This is a genomic window from Halopolyspora algeriensis (assembly GCF_003337235.1).
GTDB lineage: Bacteria > Actinomycetota > Actinomycetes > Mycobacteriales > Pseudonocardiaceae > Haloactinomyces > Haloactinomyces algeriensis.
This window is the reverse complement of the sequence record NZ_QPJC01000001.1, coordinates 116,431-134,478: the sequence shown is the minus strand read 5'-3', so window position 1 is coordinate 134,478 and position 18,048 is coordinate 116,431. Positions and strand designations below refer to the sequence as shown.

At 66.8% G+C, this 18,048-nt stretch carries 7 protein-coding genes; 5 read left to right on the top strand and 2 right to left on the bottom strand.

The window, feature by feature from the left end; genetic code table 11:
- The first annotated feature begins 35 nt into the window (after nucleotides 1-35).
- The gene (locus DFQ14_RS00605) at nucleotides 36-578 is read left to right on the top strand and encodes a hypothetical protein (RefSeq protein WP_114451052.1); all 543 of its coding nucleotides are present in this window, start codon (nucleotides 36-38) and stop codon (nucleotides 576-578) included.
- 75 nt (nucleotides 579-653) lie between these two features.
- Nucleotides 654-1,676, top strand: coding sequence for an ICP22 family protein (locus tag DFQ14_RS00600; RefSeq protein WP_141921423.1), 1,023 nt, complete (start codon nucleotides 654-656; stop codon nucleotides 1,674-1,676).
- A 15-nt stretch (nucleotides 1,677-1,691) separates the two neighbouring features.
- Here DFQ14_RS00600 and DFQ14_RS00595 read toward each other — a convergent pair whose 3' ends face one another.
- Nucleotides 1,692-4,955, bottom strand: coding sequence for a CHAT domain-containing protein (locus tag DFQ14_RS00595; RefSeq protein WP_114451050.1), 3,264 nt, complete (start codon nucleotides 4,953-4,955; stop codon nucleotides 1,692-1,694).
- 655 nt (nucleotides 4,956-5,610) lie between these two features.
- Between DFQ14_RS00595 and rpoB the strand changes: the two genes are divergently transcribed.
- Both rpoB and DFQ14_RS00585 read left to right on the top strand, forming a co-directional pair.
- Nucleotides 5,611-9,120: a DNA-directed RNA polymerase subunit beta gene (gene rpoB / locus DFQ14_RS00590; protein WP_114451049.1), complete on the top strand. Its 3,510-nt coding sequence runs from the start codon at nucleotides 5,611-5,613 to the stop codon at nucleotides 9,118-9,120.
- A gap of 92 nt (nucleotides 9,121-9,212) precedes the next feature.
- Nucleotides 9,213-13,127, top strand: coding sequence for a DNA-directed RNA polymerase subunit beta' (locus DFQ14_RS00585; RefSeq protein WP_114451048.1), 3,915 nt, complete (start codon nucleotides 9,213-9,215; stop codon nucleotides 13,125-13,127).
- 288 nt (nucleotides 13,128-13,415) lie between these two features.
- Here DFQ14_RS00585 and DFQ14_RS00580 read toward each other — a convergent pair whose 3' ends face one another.
- A complete protein-coding gene (locus DFQ14_RS00580; protein WP_114451491.1) occupies nucleotides 13,416-13,817 on the bottom strand; it encodes a DUF6319 family protein in 402 nt (133 codons plus the stop codon).
- A gap of 228 nt (nucleotides 13,818-14,045) precedes the next feature.
- Between DFQ14_RS00580 and DFQ14_RS00575 the strand changes: the two genes are divergently transcribed.
- A complete protein-coding gene (locus DFQ14_RS00575) occupies nucleotides 14,046-17,402 on the top strand; it encodes an ADP-ribosylglycohydrolase family protein (RefSeq protein ID WP_114451047.1) in 3,357 nt (1,118 codons plus the stop codon).
- The last annotated feature ends 646 nt before the right edge of the window (nucleotides 17,403-18,048 follow it).

Below are 18,048 nucleotides of genomic sequence, written 5' to 3'. Positions count from 1 at the left end.
AACACTGGCCGCTGCCACCAGCGAGAAGGGGAACGATGTCGACCGCAAGCACAACCGGGAACCGCGCGCGCCGCTCTCGCGTGGCGCTGCTCGTGGCCGCGCTCCTGCTCGCCGCCTCCGCCGGAAGCGCCGGGGTGTCCTGGGCGATGGCCGAAAGCGACGAGTCGATCGATCTGGCGGTCGCCCGCGAGCAGGCCCTGCAGGATGGTCGTCAGGCGATCATCAACTTCAACACGCTCGACCACCGGAATTTGAAAGAGGGACTCGACCGGTGGGAGCGGAGTTCCACCGGGGCGCTGCACGAGCAGGTCAAGCGTGGTCGTCAGGCGAATGCCGAACGCATCAAGAAGGCGAAGACGAGCACGACGGCACGGGTGCTCGATGCGGCGCTGACCGAGCTCAACACCCGCGCCGGGAAGGCTCGCATGATCGCCGTGGTGAAGGTGACCGTACGGAAGAAGGGCGAGAAACCGGCGGACAAGCGCAGCCGCTACAAGGCCGAGCTCACCCGGGTGGACGGGACATGGAAGCTGAGCTCGCTGGGCGCGGTGGGGACCGGCAGTCCGGCAGCCCCGTGACGCACCTTTCGTGATCGCCCGAGAGCCCGGAACACCGGCTCCCCGATACCACCGTTGTTGTAGGAGTCAATCCCCATGTCCACTTCCCGCCGTAGCAGCTCGGGCCGTGGTCCGTCGCAGAAGTCATCCGGAGCTCGGCGGCCCCGCGTGGCCGGGCTCCGTCGACACACCGAGCAACATTCATCGAAGCCGGACGAGCAGGAACCGGTCGAATCGCAGGAGACTCCGTCGTCGGAGACCGATTCGGCGGGGGACGCGGAATCCGAACAGCCGGGCTCCGTCGTGCCCGCTCCGGCAACGGACGACTCCGGACAGCCGGAGCGGGTGGACTCCGGACGCGAAGAGCCGGGCCTCGAGGGGCCGGAGCAGTCCGAGCAGCCGGAGCCCGACCTGTCCCCCTCCGATGAGGAGGATGGTCCCGGTGAGGAGGGCAGCGCCGGCGAGGGTGACGGTGCCGGCGATGAGGACAGCGCCGGCGAATCACATCAGGAGCCGACTACCGCGTCACAGGAAGCTCCCGCGGAGGACGGCACTGCCGAGGAGAGCACGACCGGTGCGGGTGCAAGCAGGACCGGTCGGCGGCTGTCCCGGCCCGCCACCCTCCTGGTACCGCTGATGCTGGTACTGACCGTGGCTTTCGCCGGGCTGGCGGTGTGGTTCCAGACCGGCTCCTACTACTCGTTGCGAAGCGGTGGCGCCACCACGAACCGGGCTCTCGTGGACCACGCCGCCACGAGCGAGGCCAAGGGGCAGATCTCCACCGCGGTGGAGAAGCTGTTCTCGTACAACTACGCCGATACCGCCAAGACGGAGAAGGCCGCCAAGAATCTGCTCGTCGACGGTGCGGTCAAGAAATACGACAAGTTGTTCGCCACGGTGCGCAAGGAGGCTCCGAAGCAGAAGCTCGTCGTGTCCACGACCGTCCAGGCCGCCGGCGTCACCCGACTCCAGGAGAACCGTGCCGAGGTGCTGGTGTTCGTCAATCAGCGTGCCACGCGCAACGACAACGGCCAGAGCAATGTCGGGCCGGCCCAGCTCAGCGTCCTCGCGGAGAAGCACGGTGACCAGTGGAAGATCAGCCGGCTCACTCCGCGCTGATTGCTGATGCCGCCGTCACGGGCCGACGTGAGCGTGTGCGGCCCACAACGCCGGCTGCTCGGGACATTCCTCGCGCAGCCGGCGGGCCGCCGCGTGAAGTGCGTATCCCGAACGCTCGGTGGCGAAGTACCCCTCCTCGGAGAGGTCGTCGCAGACGTCCGCGTGTATCCGCGCGGCGCTGTCGCCGTCGACGGCCCACAGCGAGCTGACAACATGCGCGAAGCCGGCGAAGCCGAGTGCGCTACCCAGGGGCACTGCTGCAGTCGAGGGAGTCTCGGCCGTGCTGCCGCACCTTCCGAGGTAGGCGAACTCGGCGTCGGGCAGGTGGGTCTGCCCCAGCTCGATCAACCCGAGTGACCGCCCCTGGGAGCCCCGATCCAGGACGCGCCCCGCAGCGGGATGTGCCGGCCGCTCGATGCTCGGCTCGCAGATGTGTACCAGCGGGTAGTCGGGGAGGACGTCGAGCACGTCCTCCGGTGTACCGCCTTCCCGAGCCAGTACGTCGGCGCTCGGCCAGCACTGCGCCAGGGTGTGAGCCTGCATCGACGACGCGGGAGACGGGTCGGCGGGTGTCGGTGCTCCCACCACCAGCGCCCGCGATGAAGTCCCTGGCGTGCGCTGCTTCGTGCGGAGGAGAACGCTCAACCCCGGTGTGTAGGACGACACCACGCGGTCGAGCACGGACGCGTTGCTCGTACTCGTCGCCGCATGCAAGGGCAGAAACGCCAGCGCGCCGGTCACCGACCACCACAGTCTCGGCCACCTCTCGTTCCCTCCGGGGGTGCGCGTGTAGCCCATCCGGTCGAGCACGGGGCGCGCGATGGTGTGCCACAGCCAGTCCATGGCCTCGACCAGTCCCTGCTGATCCGGTGCTGCTTGCGTGTCCGCATGCGTCTGCTGGGCGGCGGACACGGCAGCCTCGGCTTGCTCGGTGGCCGATTCCGGCGTCGCATCGGGCAGCGGTACGGGCAGCACGCGTCCTGCGAAGACGATCAGAGCATCCGATCGGTACCGGCTCAGGTTGACCAGAACGACCGAGCCCTCGTCGGCGGCGGAGGCCAGTGCGGAGAAGGGGGTGATCCGCAGGTGATCGTTCTGGATGTGTTCGCTGCGGGCCTCCCGCAGCAGGTCGTCCCAGGCATCGGCGAGCCAGCGACGTCGCGCGTCCTCGGTGATGATGTCGCCGGCGGCCAGTTCGGGATCCTCGGGGGGTCGGTCCAGCAACCGACGTAGCCGGACCGCCTCGGTGGCCAGACCCTGCTGCTTGCGATGCAATTCACCGAGCTCCCCACCGGCGGGGAGCAATTCCGACAGCAGCGCTCGGCGGCCGTGTTCGAGCAGTTCGACCGCACGTTCCGGCTGTCCCACTTCCACTGCACAGGCGGCGGCGTCGGCGGTGACGTAAGCCCATTGCCGCTGCGTGGCGGGAGAGGCCACGGCCCTCTTGCCCCGCGTGACCAGAGGAAGGAGTTCGACGGCCATGGTGAACGACTCCAGCGCTTCCGACCACCGGCGGGCCTGTGCGGCGAGGCGGCCACAGAGGTTCGCCGCGCGGAGTCGCTGGTCGGCGGGACCGGTACGCAGGGTCGCGGCCTCGGTCAGTGTCTTGCGGGCCCAACGGTAGAGCTTGCGCCTGCCGGTTCTGCGGTGCAGCGTCTGCAGGGCGCGGCCGAGGTGGGTACTCACCGCGACCCGTTCCGGCGCGGTGTCGGGCATGGCGATCAGTGCGCGGTCGAACATCTCGACCGCCGTTTCCAGTTCGGCCGTCCTGGGATGCCGCCGGTAGCGGTACATGGCGAGGATGCCGAGCTGGGACCAGGCGGTGTGCTGGGGCACGCTCCCGTCCGGTGCGGTTTCCAGAGCTTCGGAGGCCGCGGTTTGCGCGCGCTCCAGATCCGCGGGTTCCTCCGAGTGTTCGTAACGGGTGAGCAGGTTGCTCACCAGCGAGTTCAACACGGCACACCGCTTGGGGGGTGTGCCGGCGGCCTCCACCGCGGCCTCCGCGGCGGACACTGCCGTGTCCAGCACGGAAGGAGCCGCACCGTGCAGGTAGTGCCTGCGGGCGAGCGAGCCGTAACCGGCCAGCGCCATCGCCCGGTGAGGGTCATCGGCAGGCAGACCGCGGACGGCGAGGCCGATGACCCGCAGCGTCTGATGCAGGTTGCCCGGTTCTCCCGTGCTGTCGACGTACTCCGTGGCCGCGGAGGCGAGGACCCAGAGCAACTTGCCGAGAAGCTTGTGGCCATCACCGAGGTCGTCGACGACGCCGAGCAGCTCGTTGATCGACGACTGCAGGTCGCCCAGGTCGCCGCGCTGGCGATAGCGCAGCCGCAATGCTTCGGCGAGGTGCACGAGGGCGGTGTGGCGCTGCTCTCCTCCCGGAAGGATGCCGATGCCGTTGTGCAGGTGGGTGATGCCCTCGTCCAGGTCCTCGGATGCGGCGACACGCTCATGGCGCCGCAGCAGAGCGGAACCGAGGTTGATGAGCAGTTCCGGAGCCTCGGAGCGGTGCTCCCGGGCGTGTTCGCCGTTCAGGGCTCCCCGTGCGGCTTCCCGGAAGACCTCCACGGATTCGTCGTCGGAGTCGGTGTCCTCGGCGAGCCGGGCACACAGCTTCAACGCGTTGGCCAGGCGGATCAGTGCCGTCACTCGACGCCGGTCGTCACTGCTCACACGATCGACCGCGCTCCGAGCGGCACGAAGCGCCTCGGAGACATGCTCCGTGCGGCCCGTCAACCCCGCCTGGTCGGCCAGGGCGAGCGAGAGATTGCACAGGTAGAGCACGAGGTCGGAATCGTCGTCCTGGGCACCGGAGGCGGCAGCGCGGTAGTAGCCCACAGCGTCTTCCAGGTCGGCAGTGTCGCCGCTGGAGATGTATGCGAGCTGAGAGGCACTGCCGAGATTGTTGAGCACACTCGGCAGTGACGGGTCCTGCTCGTGCAGTGCACCTGCGGTGGCACGCAGTACCTGGGTGACCCACGGCAGGGACGTGAAGTCGCGGGTGGTCACCATCTCACCCAGCGCCGACAGGGCGCGGGCATAGCGCTGCTGAGGACTTTCCCGGGATCCCGGAGAAGCCTGAGCGGGTGTCCCGGCCGGCCCCGTGCCCGTGGCTCGGCCCTCGGTCGTCTCCCGACCGGGTGCCTGGTGGTCTGCTGTCCGCCCGCTTCCCTCCGGGCGCGTGAACCAGGAATGGTCCGAGTGCTCCCGTGGCGGATCCTCCGCCGAACGTGGCGACCGTCGAAACGTCCGGTTTCGGCGGCTCACGTCGTCATCCATCCTGTTCTCCCGTGTCGCGGTTGCGCGAAAGTGATCTTTATCGCCGGTGGGCGGCATCACAGTACCGACATTTGTCGACGGGAAGTAGTCCGATCGTATGAGGTGGGCCCGCCGGTCGAGCGAGCCCCGTCCGACTCGGGGTGTTTCGCCCTCAGCACCGGAGCGCGCCGGCCGGTGCTACGGTGGGAAGCGCCGGAGGAGCTTCGTGGTGTTCCGTATTGCGAAAACGCTTCATCGCGAAGACGACTTCGGGTCCTTGCGAGACGTCATTCCGCTGCTCCTCGGGGCCGTTCGCCGCGGCCGGTACGTCGACGATGCGTGATTGTGGTCTGCGCCACCGGAGTGATGAGCAGATGATCTCTTGACTGTGGGCGCCGGTCGGGTCACGCTGGGGCTCGACGCGGGACAGGGCAGCTTGCAGTGACCCCCCTCTCGACAGCTGGTGTCGTACCGGCTAGACTGTCACTTTGCGCTGCCCTCTTTCCGTATCTCCTGGATTCGTGTGGATGGTTCATGTGAATCACGGGGGTCAGGGATCGTGGGCGCCATTGCACCCTTGACAGTCGTGTTAACCGGATGGTGCTGAGCGGTCATCGAGATCGGTCGGGGCGTCCGGAACGGCTGTAGCCAGTTCAGAGTCCCGGAAGGACGCATCTTGGCAGTCTCCCGCGCGACCAAGGTCTCTGCAGCTTCCAACTCCACGCCGGGGATCCCTGGGGCCCCGAAGCGAGTCTCGTTCGCGAAGATCCGTGAGCCGCTGGAAGTGCCAGATCTGCTCGATCTGCAGGTTCAATCCTTCGAATGGCTCGTCGGCGACGAGACCTGGTTCCAGCGCCGGGTCGACGCCGGCGAGGACAATCCTGTTGGCGGCCTGGCAGAGGTTCTCAGCGAGATCTCCCCGATCGAGGACTTCTCCGGATCGATGTCGCTGTCCTTCTCCGACCCGCGCTTCGACGAGGTCAAGGCCTCCGTCGAGGAGTGCAAGGACAAGGACATGACCTACGCGGCGCCGTTGTTCGTCACCGCGGAGTTCATCAACCAGAGCACCGGTGAGATCAAGAGTCAGACGGTGTTCATGGGCGATTTCCCCGTGATGACCGACAAGGGCACGTTCATCATCAACGGCACCGAGCGGGTCGTGGTTTCCCAGCTGGTCCGTTCCCCCGGTGTGTACTTCGACCAATCGGTGGACAAGAGCACCGACAAGGACGTGTACAGCGTCAAGATCATCCCCAGTCGCGGTGCGTGGCTGGAGTTCGATGTCGACAAGCGCGACACCGTCGGCGTGCGGATCGACCGCAAACGTCGCCAGCCGGTCACCGTGCTGCTCAAGGCGCTGGGGTGGAGTGCCGAGGCCATTCGCGAACGGTTCGGCTTCTCCGAAACGCTGATGGCGACCTTGGAGAAGGACCACACGGCAGGGCAGGACGAAGCCCTGCTCGACATCTACCGCAAGCTTCGGCCGGGTGAGCCGCCGACGAAGGAAAGCGCGCAGACACTCCTGGAGAACCTCTTCTTCAAGGAGAAGCGCTACGACCTCGCCCGTGTCGGCCGCTACAAGGTCAACAAGAAGCTCGGCCTGCAGCTGCCGTTCTCCTCCGGCGTGCTGACCGAGGAGGACATCGCCACTTCCATCGAGTACCTCGTGCGCCTGCATGCGGGTGAGACCTCGATGCCCGTCCGCGACAGCGGGCAGTCCGAGAGCGAGAGCGGGGCGACCGTTCCCGTCGAGCTCGACGACATCGACCACTTCGGCAACCGGCGCCTGCGCACGGTTGGTGAATTGATCCAGAACCAGGTTCGGGTCGGCCTGTCCCGCATGGAGCGGGTGGTCCGCGAGCGGATGACCACGCAGGACGTCGAGGCGATCACGCCGCAAACCCTGATCAACATTCGCCCCGTGGTGGCGGCGATCAAGGAGTTCTTCGGCACCTCGCAGCTGTCGCAGTTCATGGACCAGACCAACTCCCTGGCCGGTTTGACGCACAAGCGGCGGCTGTCCGCCTTGGGGCCCGGTGGTCTCTCCCGCGAGCGCGCTCTCGTGGAAGTCCGCGACGTGCACCCCTCGCACTACGGTCGGATGTGCCCGATCGAGACTCCGGAAGGCCCGAACATCGGCCTGATCGGTTCGTTGGCCACCTATGGCCGGGTCAATCCCTTCGGGTTCATCGAGACCCCGTACCGCAAGGTCGTCGACGGTGTGGTCAGCGACGAGGTGGACTACCTGACGGCCGACGAGGAAGACCGCTACGTCAAGGCTCAGGCGAACACGCCGATCGATGACGACGGCAACTTCCTCGAGGAGCGCGTGCTGGGGCGTCGTAAGGGCGGCGAGGTCGAGCTGCTGTCCCCCACCGAGATCGACTACATGGATGTCGCACCGCGGCAGATGGTCTCGGCGGCCACCGCGATGCTGCCGTTCCTGGAGCACGACGACGCCAACCGCGCGCTGATGGGCGCGAACATGCAGCGCCAGGCCGTGCCGCTGCTGCGCAGCGAAGCTCCCCTGGTCGGTACCGGCATGGAGTCGCGTGCCGCTGTCGACGCCGGCGATGTCGTCGTCGCAGGCAAGGCCGGCGTGATCGAGGAGCTGAGCGCCGACTACATCACGGTGATGGCCGACGACGGAAAGCGGCAGACCTACCGGCTGCAGAAGTTCGCCCGCTCCAACCACGGCACCTGCATCAACCAGAAGCCGATCGTCAACGAGGGCGATCGTGTGGAGGCCGGTCAGGTGCTCGCCGACGGACCGTCCACCGAAAACGGTGAGATGTCGTTGGGCAAGAACCTGCGCGTGGCCATCATGCCGTGGGAGGGGCACAACTACGAGGACGCGATCATCCTGTCCCAGCGGCTGGTGCAGGACGACGTGCTCACCTCGATCCACATCGAGGAGCACGAGGTCGACGCCCGCGACACCAAGCTGGGCTCCGAGGAGATCACCCGCGACATCCCGAACGTCTCCGAAGACGTCCTCGCCGATCTCGACGAGCGGGGCATCATCCGCATCGGTGCCGAGGTGCAGGGCGGTGACATCCTCGTCGGCAAGGTCACGCCGAAGGGCGAGACCGAGCTGACCCCCGAGGAGCGGCTGCTGCGGGCGATCTTCGGTGAGAAGGCCCGGGAGGTCCGCGACACCTCGTTGAAGGTGCCGCACGGTGAGACCGGCAAGGTCATCGGTATTCGCGTGTTCAACCGCGAGGACGAGGACGAGTTGCCCCCGGGGGTCAACGAGCTGGTCCGCGTCTACGTGGCGCAGAAGAGCAAGATCCAGGACGGTGACAAGCTCGCGGGCCGGCACGGCAACAAGGGTGTCATCGGCAAGATCCTGCCGATCGAGGACATGCCCTTCATGGCCGACGGCACTCCGGTCGACGTCATCCTCAACACCCACGGTGTTCCGCGACGGATGAACATCGGACAGGTGTTGGAAAACCACTTGGGCTGGATTGCCGCACAGGGCTGGTCCATCGACGGCGACCCGGATTGGGCGAAGAAACTGCCCGCCGAGCTCTACGACGTGGAACCGGGTACCAACACGGCCAGCCCCGTCTTCGACGGTGCCCGCGAAGAGGAGATCACGGGCCTGCTGGAATCGACGAGGCCGAACCGTGACGGTGAGCGTCTGGTCGGCGGCGACGGCAAGGCGACGTTGATCGACGGTCGCAGCGGTGAACCGTATCCGTATCCGGTCGCGGTCGGATACATGTACATCCTCAAGCTGCTGCACCTGGTGGATGACAAGATCCACGCCCGGTCGACCGGGCCGTACTCGATGATCACCCAGCAGCCGCTGGGTGGTAAGGCCCAGTTCGGTGGCCAGCGCTTCGGTGAGATGGAGTGCTGGGCCATGCAGGCCTACGGTGCCGCGTACACGCTGCAAGAGCTCCTGACGATCAAGTCCGATGACGTGCTCGGTCGCGTCAAGGTCTACGAGGCGGTCGTCAAGGGCGAGAACATCCCCGAACCGGGTATTCCGGAGTCGTTCAAGGTGCTACTCAAGGAGCTGCAGTCGCTGTGCCTGAACGTCGAGGTGCTCTCCAGCGACGGTGCCGCCATCGAAATGCGCGACGGTGATGACGAGGACCTGGAGCGGGCTGCTGCCAACCTCGGCATCAACCTCTCCAAGAACGAGTCACCCTCGGTCGACGACGTCGTCACCTGACCTCGTCGGCGGTGCGCGGGGGCCGCACACGGCCCCCGCGCACCGACCCCACGCCCACCCGGCAGAACCTCAACAAAGGGAGAAGACCCGACGTGCTTGACGTCAACTTCTTCGATGAACTCCGTATCGGACTGGCCACGGCCGACGATATTCGCCAGTGGTCCTACGGCGAGGTCAAGAAGCCCGAGACCATCAACTACCGGACCCTGAAGCCGGAGAAGGACGGGCTGTTCTGCGAGAAGATCTTCGGCCCGACCCGTGACTGGGAATGCTACTGCGGTAAGTACAAGCGGGTCCGCTTCAAGGGCATCATCTGCGAGCGCTGCGGTGTCGAGGTGACCCGAGCCAAGGTGCGCCGTGAGCGCATGGGGCACATCGAACTCGCCGCCTCGGTCACCCACATCTGGTACTTCAAGGGCGTTCCGAGTCGGCTGGGCTATCTGCTCGACCTGGCTCCCAAGGACCTCGAGAAGATCATTTACTTCGCCGCGTACGTGGTCACCTCGGTGAACACCGAGATGCGGCACAACGACATGCCGACGCTGGAAAGCGAGATCAGCGTCGAGCGCAAGAACATCGCCGACCAGCGTGACTCCGACCTGGAGGCTCGTGCTCAGAAGCTGGAGGCCGACCTCGCCGAGCTGGAGAACGAGGGCGCCAAGAGCGATGTGCGCCGCAAGGTCAAAGAGAGCGGCGAGCGCGAGATGAAGCAGCTGCGCGAGCGTGCGCAGCGTGAGCTCGACAGGCTCGACGAGATCTGGGAGACCTTCACCAAGCTGGAGCCCCGGCAGCTGATCTCCGACGAGTCGCTCTACCGTGAGCTCTACGATCGCTACGGTGAGTACTTCACCGGCGGTATGGGTGCCGAGGCGATCGAGGCCCTGCTGGCCAACTTCGACATCGACGCCGAAGCGGAGTCGCTCCGCGAGGTCATCCGGTCGGGCAAGGGGCAGAAGAAGCTGCGGGCGCTCAAGCGGCTCAAGGTCGTCGCGGCATTCCAGACCACCGGCAACAATCCGCAGGGCATGGTCCTGGGGGCCGTCCCGGTCATTCCACCGGACCTGCGCCCGATGGTGCAGCTCGACGGCGGCCGCTTTGCGACCTCGGACCTCAACGACCTGTACCGCAGGGTCATCAACCGCAACAACCGCCTCAAGCGGCTGATCGATCTCGGAGCTCCCGAGATCATCGTCAACAACGAGAAGCGGATGCTGCAGGAATCCGTGGACGCGCTGTTCGACAACGGCCGCCGCGGTCGTCCCGTGAGCGGTCCCGGCAACCGCCCGCTGAAGTCGCTGTCCGACTTGCTCAAGGGCAAGCAGGGCCGGTTCCGGCAGAACCTGCTCGGTAAGCGTGTCGACTACTCGGGCCGTTCAGTCATCATCGTCGGCCCGCAGCTGCAGCTGCATCAGTGTGGTCTGCCGAAGGAGATGGCGGTCGAGCTGTTCAAGCCGTTCGTCATGAAGCGGCTGGTCGACCTCAACCACGCGCAGAACATCAAGTCCGCGAAGCGGATGGTGGAGCGGCAGCGTCCGCAGGTCTGGGACGTGCTCGAAGAGGTCATCACCGAGCATCCGGTGCTGCTCAACCGTGCTCCCACCCTGCACCGCCTCGGTATTCAGGCTTTCGAGCCGCAGCTGGTGGAGGGCAAGGCCATCCAGCTGCACCCGCTGGTGTGCGAGGCGTTCAACGCCGACTTCGACGGTGACCAGATGGCGGTTCACCTGCCGCTGTCGGCCGAGGCGCAGGCCGAGGCACGGGTGCTGATGCTGTCCAGCAACAACATCCTGTCGCCCGCGTCGGGCCGCCCGCTGGCGATGCCGCGATTGGACATGGTCACCGGGCTGTACTACCTGACCAGGCAGGTCGACGGCGCCACCGGCGAGGGGCAGGCCTTCTCCTCCCAGGCAGAGGCGATCATGGCCCGTGACCTGGGCACGCTGGATCTGCAGGCCAAGATCAAGATTCGGTTGCACGACGTCGTTCCGCCGAAGGACGGGGCCCCGGAGGACTGGCAGCCCGGAGAGGCCCTGACGCTGGAAACCACGTTGGGCCGGGTGATGTTCAACGAGCTCCTGCCGTCGGATTACCCGTTCGTCAACGAGCTCCTGCCGAAGAAGCGGCAGGGTGCGATCGTCAACGACCTGGCCGAGCGGTATTCGATGGTCACGGTGGCGCAGACGCTGGACCGGCTCAAGGATGCGGGCTTCTACTGGGCGACTCGCTCGGGTGTGACCACCGCGATCTCCGATGTTCTGGTGCCGCCGAACAAGACGGAGATCCTGGACTCGTACGAGCAGAAGGCGGACCAGGTCGAGAAGCGGTACCGCCGTGGTGCCCTGTCCCACGCCGAGCGCAACGCCGAGTTGGTCAAGGTGTGGAACAACGCCAAGGACGAAGTCGCCGACGAGATGGAGAAGAACTTCCCGGAGGACAACTCGATCAACATGATCGTGAAGTCCGGTGCGGCCGGGAACATGTCCCAGATCGTCCAGCTCGCCGGCATGCGTGGACTGGTGTCGAACCCGAAGGGTGAGTACATCCCGCGCCCGATCAAGACCAACTTCCGTGAAGGTCTGTCGGTGCTGGAGTACTTCATCTCCAACCACGGTGCCCGTAAGGGTCTGGCCGACACCGCGTTGCGTACCGCCGACTCGGGTTACCTGACCCGCCGCCTGGTGGACGTCTCGCAGGACGTCATCGTGCGCGAGGCCGACTGCGGCACCGACCGCGGTGTTCGGATGCCGATCGCGGAGCGGACGGCGGACGGCAAGATGCTGCGCGACCCCAACGTGGAGACCAGTGTCTACGCTCGCACGACCGCCGAGGACATCACCGACTCCGATGGCAACCTCGTGCTCGCCCGCGGTTCCGACCTGGGTGATCCGGCGATCGAGATGCTGGTCAACGCGGGCATCACGAAGGTCAAGGTCCGCAGTGTGCTGACCTGTGAATCGGGGACCGGAGTGTGCTCGGTCTGCTACGGCCGGTCGATGGCCACCGGCAAGCTGGTGGATGTCGGCGAGGCCGTCGGTATCGTCGCCGCCCAGTCCATCGGTGAGCCCGGTACGCAGCTGACCATGCGGACCTTCCACCAGGGTGGTGTCACCGGTGGTGACGACATCACGGCCGGTCTGCCGCGTGTGCAGGAGCTGTTCGAGGCCCGGGTGCCCAGGGGCAAGGCACCGATCGCGGACGCTCCGGGCAGGGTTCGCCTCGAGGACAACGACCGCTACTGGAAGATCACGATCACTCCGGACGACGGCAGCGAGGACATCGTCTACGACAAGCTGTCCAAGCGGCAGCGCCTCGCCGTGATCGCAGTGGACGGTACCGAGCGCCAGATCGAGGACGGCGATCACGTCGATGTCGGCCAGCAGCTGATGGAGGGTGCGGTCGACCCGCACGAGATCCTGCGTGTGATGGGCCCACGTGAGGCGCAGCTGCACCTCGTCCGCGAGGTTCAGGAGGTGTACCGCTCGCAGGGTGTGGGCATCCACGACAAGCACGTCGAGGTCATCGTCCGGCAGATGCTGCGCCGCGTCATCATCATCGACTCGGGTGCCACCGAGTTCCTGCCCGGTTCGCCGGTGGAGCGCTCGCAGTTCGAGAGTGAGAACCGGCGCGTGGTCGCCGAGGGCGGCGATCCGGCCTCGGGACGTCCGGTGCTGATGGGTATCACCAAGGCGTCGCTGGCCACCGAGTCGTGGCTGTCGGCGGCTTCCTTCCAGGAGACCACGCGGATCCTCACCAACGCCGCGATCGAGGGCGCGAGTGACAAGCTGGTCGGCCTGAAGGAGAACGTGATCATCGGTAAGTTGATCCCGGCCGGTACGGGCATCAACAAGTACCGCAACATCCAGGTGCAGCCGACGGAGGAGGCTCGGGCCGCGGCCTACGCGATCCCGTCCTACGACGACGGCTACTACACGCCTGACGTGTTCGGTGCCGGCACCGGTGCCGCAGTCCCGCTCGACGACTTCGACTTCGGGCGCGACTACCGCTGATCGCCTCGAACGTGGACCGCTACCGAGTGCGGGTGGCCGGTGGTTTCGTGCGAAACCGCGCCATGTGAGCACTCGGTCGCTCCCCGGTGCCTCCGGATTCCGGAGGCACCGGCCCGCTCGGGTCGCGAAAGCCAGGGCTCCCTGTCCGTCTCCTCCGGACAGGGAGCCCTTTTCATGTCACGATGGTCCTGCCGACAACGTGGTGAGCGCGCCGCTTTCGGCGGGAAGGAATCAGGCGACGCGTTCGCAGGCGGCCCGGCGGCTCCTCCGACCGGGGCGAACCGTTGCTCAGCTTTCGAGTTCGGCGAGGGTCTTCTTGACGCGTTCCATCTCGGCTTCGAGTTCGGCGAGTTTGGCCTCGTGCTGCTGACGGGCCTCGCTGAGCACCGTCTCGATGGCCTCCGAGATGTCCCCGTGCAGTTCGGATGCGGCCTTGGACACGGCTGAGGCCGAGACGGGCAGGCCCTGCACGATGCGCTTGCCCGCGTGCGTCAGTTCGGCTTGCCACTCGCCCTCGGCGGTCCCGGTCACCGTCAACGTCAGCTCGACCGAGCGGGTCTTGCGTGCCGTGCTCTGCTTGCGGCCCTTGCCCTTTTTCGGTGCGACAGCCTCGCTCGCCACCTGCTCGTTCGCCACCTGCTCGGGGCTTGCCTGCTCCTGCGTGCTACCGATGTCCTGTTGTTCGTCCAACACTTCCTCCTTCGATCTTGCGCGGACAGATCAGGATAGAACACGTGTTCGGCATCGATGCAGGTGGTGGCTTGTGTACGAACCGTGTGCACTGCCGCTGTGAAAAGCGGCAACATCATCGCTCATATCCGCAACCGATAGCCTGCAGGACACCGGCACCATGTACGGCACGCGTGCCTCAGCGTTACCCCGCCTGGTAACCCGACCCTATGCACTGGAGACAGGGCGATGACCGAGAACGCTTCCTGGTTCGCCGATTCCCACGGCCACACACGTTCGGACGTGTCCCCCGGGCTGATGTGGTCCGAGCGCTTCCGTGGGGCGATGCTCGGGGGAGCCGTCGGCGATGCGCTGGGGGCGGGGGTACGGCACCGAAGCACTCCGGAGATCGAGCACTGGTTCGGAGCACAGGGCGTGACCGATTACCTGCCGTTGTTCGGGCGGCGTGGTGCGGCTACGGAGGTCACCCAGTTGACCGTGTTCACGCTGGAAGCATTGCTGCGGGCCAAGGCCGAACACGGTGAAACGGACGATCGGCTGCCCACGCTCACCGTGCGCGCCAATCACCTGCGGTGGTTGTACACGCAGGGAGTGCCGTGGGAATACGCGATGTCCGGCCTGCTGCGGACGCATCCGGAGCCGAATGGATGGCTGCTCGAGCGCCCGGAGCTGTTCTCCACCCGCAACCCGGGTGGAGAAGCGCTGCGTGGCCTGGGGTCGTTGGCATTGCAGTCACCGGCTGCGCCGGAGGAGCCGCTCGTGGGGGCGACGGGCCTGGCCGGCTGCATCACATGGTCGGCGCCGGCGATGGTGTGGAGTTCCTCGGAGGAGCGCGTGTTCGCCGCTGCCGCCGATGTCGCCAACACGCTGACCCCGGACGGCGACGTGCAGGGTGCGGCAGGTCTGCACGCCGACGTGCTGGCCCAGCTGCTCCAGGGAAGCGAGCTGTGGCCCGCCGTGTCCGCATCGGAGGACAAGCGACTCGCGGTCGTGCGTTACGCGACCGGGATACCGGCAGCACTCCGGCGTGTGATTCACGCCGCGATGTTTCTGACTCGACAGGGGCAGCGGCCGCTTCCGAGCGCACTGGACCTCGAATTCGCCACCGCCGACCGTCCGTGCGAACTCGGGATCGCTCTGGCCGCTGTCGCCACGGCCGATGATTTCTCCGGCGCCGTGCTGACGGCGATCAACCAGTCGTCCGACAGCAGCGTCGCCGGTGCGCTGGCCGGGCAACTCGCGGGAGCGATACACGGACCGGGCTCGATTCCCGCGCGCTGGCTGGAGGAACTCGAGCTCCGGGATGTCATCGAGACCCTGGTCGCCGACGCCACCGAAGCGTTCGCGCCGCCACCGTCACCACCACCCTTGCCGAAGTGGGCGCAGCGCTATGTGACCGAGAACCGCAGTACGCTCTCCGGACCGTTGGAGCTGGAACAGTCCGGTCCGACACCGCGGAATGCCGTGGACGATTCCGTTCCCGATCCGTATCCGGTGGTCTCGGAGCGCGTCGAGGACGATGTCGATATCGCCGACCCGGTCGACTCCGTACTCGAGGGAGACGAGGAGCACACGCTCGATGTCGATGCTCCCGCGTTCCGCGATATCGCGGCCGAACCGGGCTTCGCGGAGGTTCCGGTCCCGGATTCGTCGGCTCACGAAGACAGCGAATCCCTTGCTCGGGGAGACGAGCAGCCGATGGAGGTGGAGTCCGAGATCCGGCTTTCGGCCTCGGCGCCCCCCGAATCCGTGCCATCCGGATTCGCCGAGCTCGTCGCCGAGCAAGTCGGTGAGGGCGGCGAGAGTGCCGCAGACGAACATGCAGGCGGCGATGGAGACGTGTGGTATGCCGCCTCCGTGGGCACCGCCTCTTCGGATGAGGACGACGCACCGACGTCGGAGCACTCGCCGGCTTCGGACATCGCCGGCTTGCAATCCCCGCCTGCCGCGGCCGCCGCTGCCGAGGCGGACGTTGCCGAGACGCCGATCGGCACGGCGGGTCAGCGGGCAGCCGGTGAGCACGCCGCGGTCGAGGATGTCGACTCCGTCGCTCCGTCGAGGAACGAGCGGGTCCTGGGGTGCTTCCTCGGTGGCGCACTCGGTGATGCGTTCGGAGCGGATCTCGAGTCCGTCACCGCAGAGCAGGTCGGTGAGATGTTCGCCTCGCAGGGGCCGACCGGTCTGCGTGAGGCCTTCGGTGTCCACGGTGCGATCACCGACGGCACGCAGATGACCCTGTTCACGGCAGAAGGACTCATTCGAGCGAGCACGGCGTGCCGGATACTCGGTTCCGGGGAACCGCTTCCAGAAGTGCAGTTCGCATACCAGCGTTGGTTGCACACACAGGGCATCGCCTGGGAGGTGGCGGCCGGGTCGTGGCACTCCGCTCACCCGGAGCCCGACGGCTGGTTGCTCGATGTACCCGGCCTGTTCGCCAGGCGTGCTCCGGACAGGAGCGTGCTCGCAGCGCTGGATCGCCTCTGCCGGGGTCTGCAAGGTGGCTCGATCACCGAGCCGGTCAACGATTCGAGCGGGAGCGAAGGCGTCCTGCGCGCTGCTCCGGCCGCTCTGTGGTCGTCGGACCCCGCGGAGGTCTTCGACTTGGCCGCCCGGACGTCAGCGCTCACGCACGGCCATCCGAATGGCTATCTTGCTGCGGGCGCTTTCGCCGTCATCGTGCAACAGGCCGTTCTCGGCAGGGGACTCGACGACGGTGTCTGGCTGGCTCTGCAGGTGCTGGAGACCTGGGACGGGTACGAGGAAACCAGTACGGCCCTGGCCGCCGCGGTCGATCTCGCCTCGTCCGGTGTTCCCACGCCGGAGCAGCTTGCCGAGACCCTGGGGCAGGGCCGCAGCGCAGAGCAGGTACTGGCCATCGCCGTGTGCGCGACACTGGCATCCGGTGAGGATGTCGAGTCGGCGCTGCGCATCGCGGTGCGTCACTCCGGCGACAGCGATGCTGCCTGCGCCGTCTGCGGCACCATCATCGGGGCGCTGGTCGGCATTGCGGGACTGCCGGTCGATTGGCTCGCCGAGCTGGAGTTGCGCGAGGTCGTCGAGCGAATGGCGATGGACTGTATCGCCGAGTTCGACCGAACTCGAACGGAGCCGCACGAGCCGGGGCGGGATGAGTCGTCACCGGACGACGAGGAATGGAGCAGGCGCTATCCCGTGCGGCCGCTGCAGCCGGAGCGGCCGGCCACTACGAGCGACTTGCCGACGCAACTGCTGCCCGTGGTCACCGATGCGAGCGAAGATACCGAGCCCGGCACGGCCGGCGAGGTCGCGGATGCTCCGGAAGCCGTGGAATCCACCGAGGTCATGGAGGTCACCGGGTCCGGCGACGACGCGGAATCCGTCGAAGCCGAGCCTGTGCGCGCGGAAAGGCGCGAGCCCTGGAGCGGCGGCAGGGGTACCTCCACGTCCGGCAAGTTGCCCCTGCCGGATGCTCACCAGCCCAAACCGGCTCCTCGCCGTATCACGGGCCTCGGTGCACACACCGGCGCCCGGCAGACCGGGCCCGGGGCGACCGACCTGCCGCAGGCCGACTCATCGCAGGTGTGGCGGGACGAGACATCCACGTGATCGCCGCCACCGAGCGGGAGCGTGCCGTGGCCGCGCAGTCATCGTCGGCCGTTTCGGTGACGCCGCGGCTTCGGCCATGCGCGCCCCTTGCGTCGCTCGGTTAGAGTGGTGGTGAGACAGGGGTGAACCGACCGATACAGCAGTCGATGCGGCAGTCGAATGCGGCGGTGATCGACGGTGTGAGGCCGATCCGTCGGGGTCCGGCTTCGTCGGGCTCGTTCCCTCGCGGGAACACCGCGCTTGCCGGATGTGCAGGGGGTTGTGGCACCCCCCGTTTTGACCCTCTTCAAACGGGGCAGGTATCTTTATTGCTCGGACCCGACGCCCTCGGGTCGATCCGTATGCCCATGCGTGACAGTGTCCGCACAGTTCGATGGTCACGATGACCGCAGCGGGCGGTACGGAACTCCTCCTGACGGCCCACCGGGGTTCACGCCCGTTTGGGGCGCCATCGGAGCCGCGAGGCCGAGGTAAGGGCGACACGCCCGACCTCGTGTCCCGGGGTGGCGTGGGGGAGTCCCAAATACACAGTGCCACCATGGTGCTCGATACCGGGTGAGAAAGACGGTGCTCGGCGCCAGGGTACGAACGGTGCTCGCCACGAGCGCTGGTGTGAACGAGTACCACTGAAGACGCGAACGCTCAA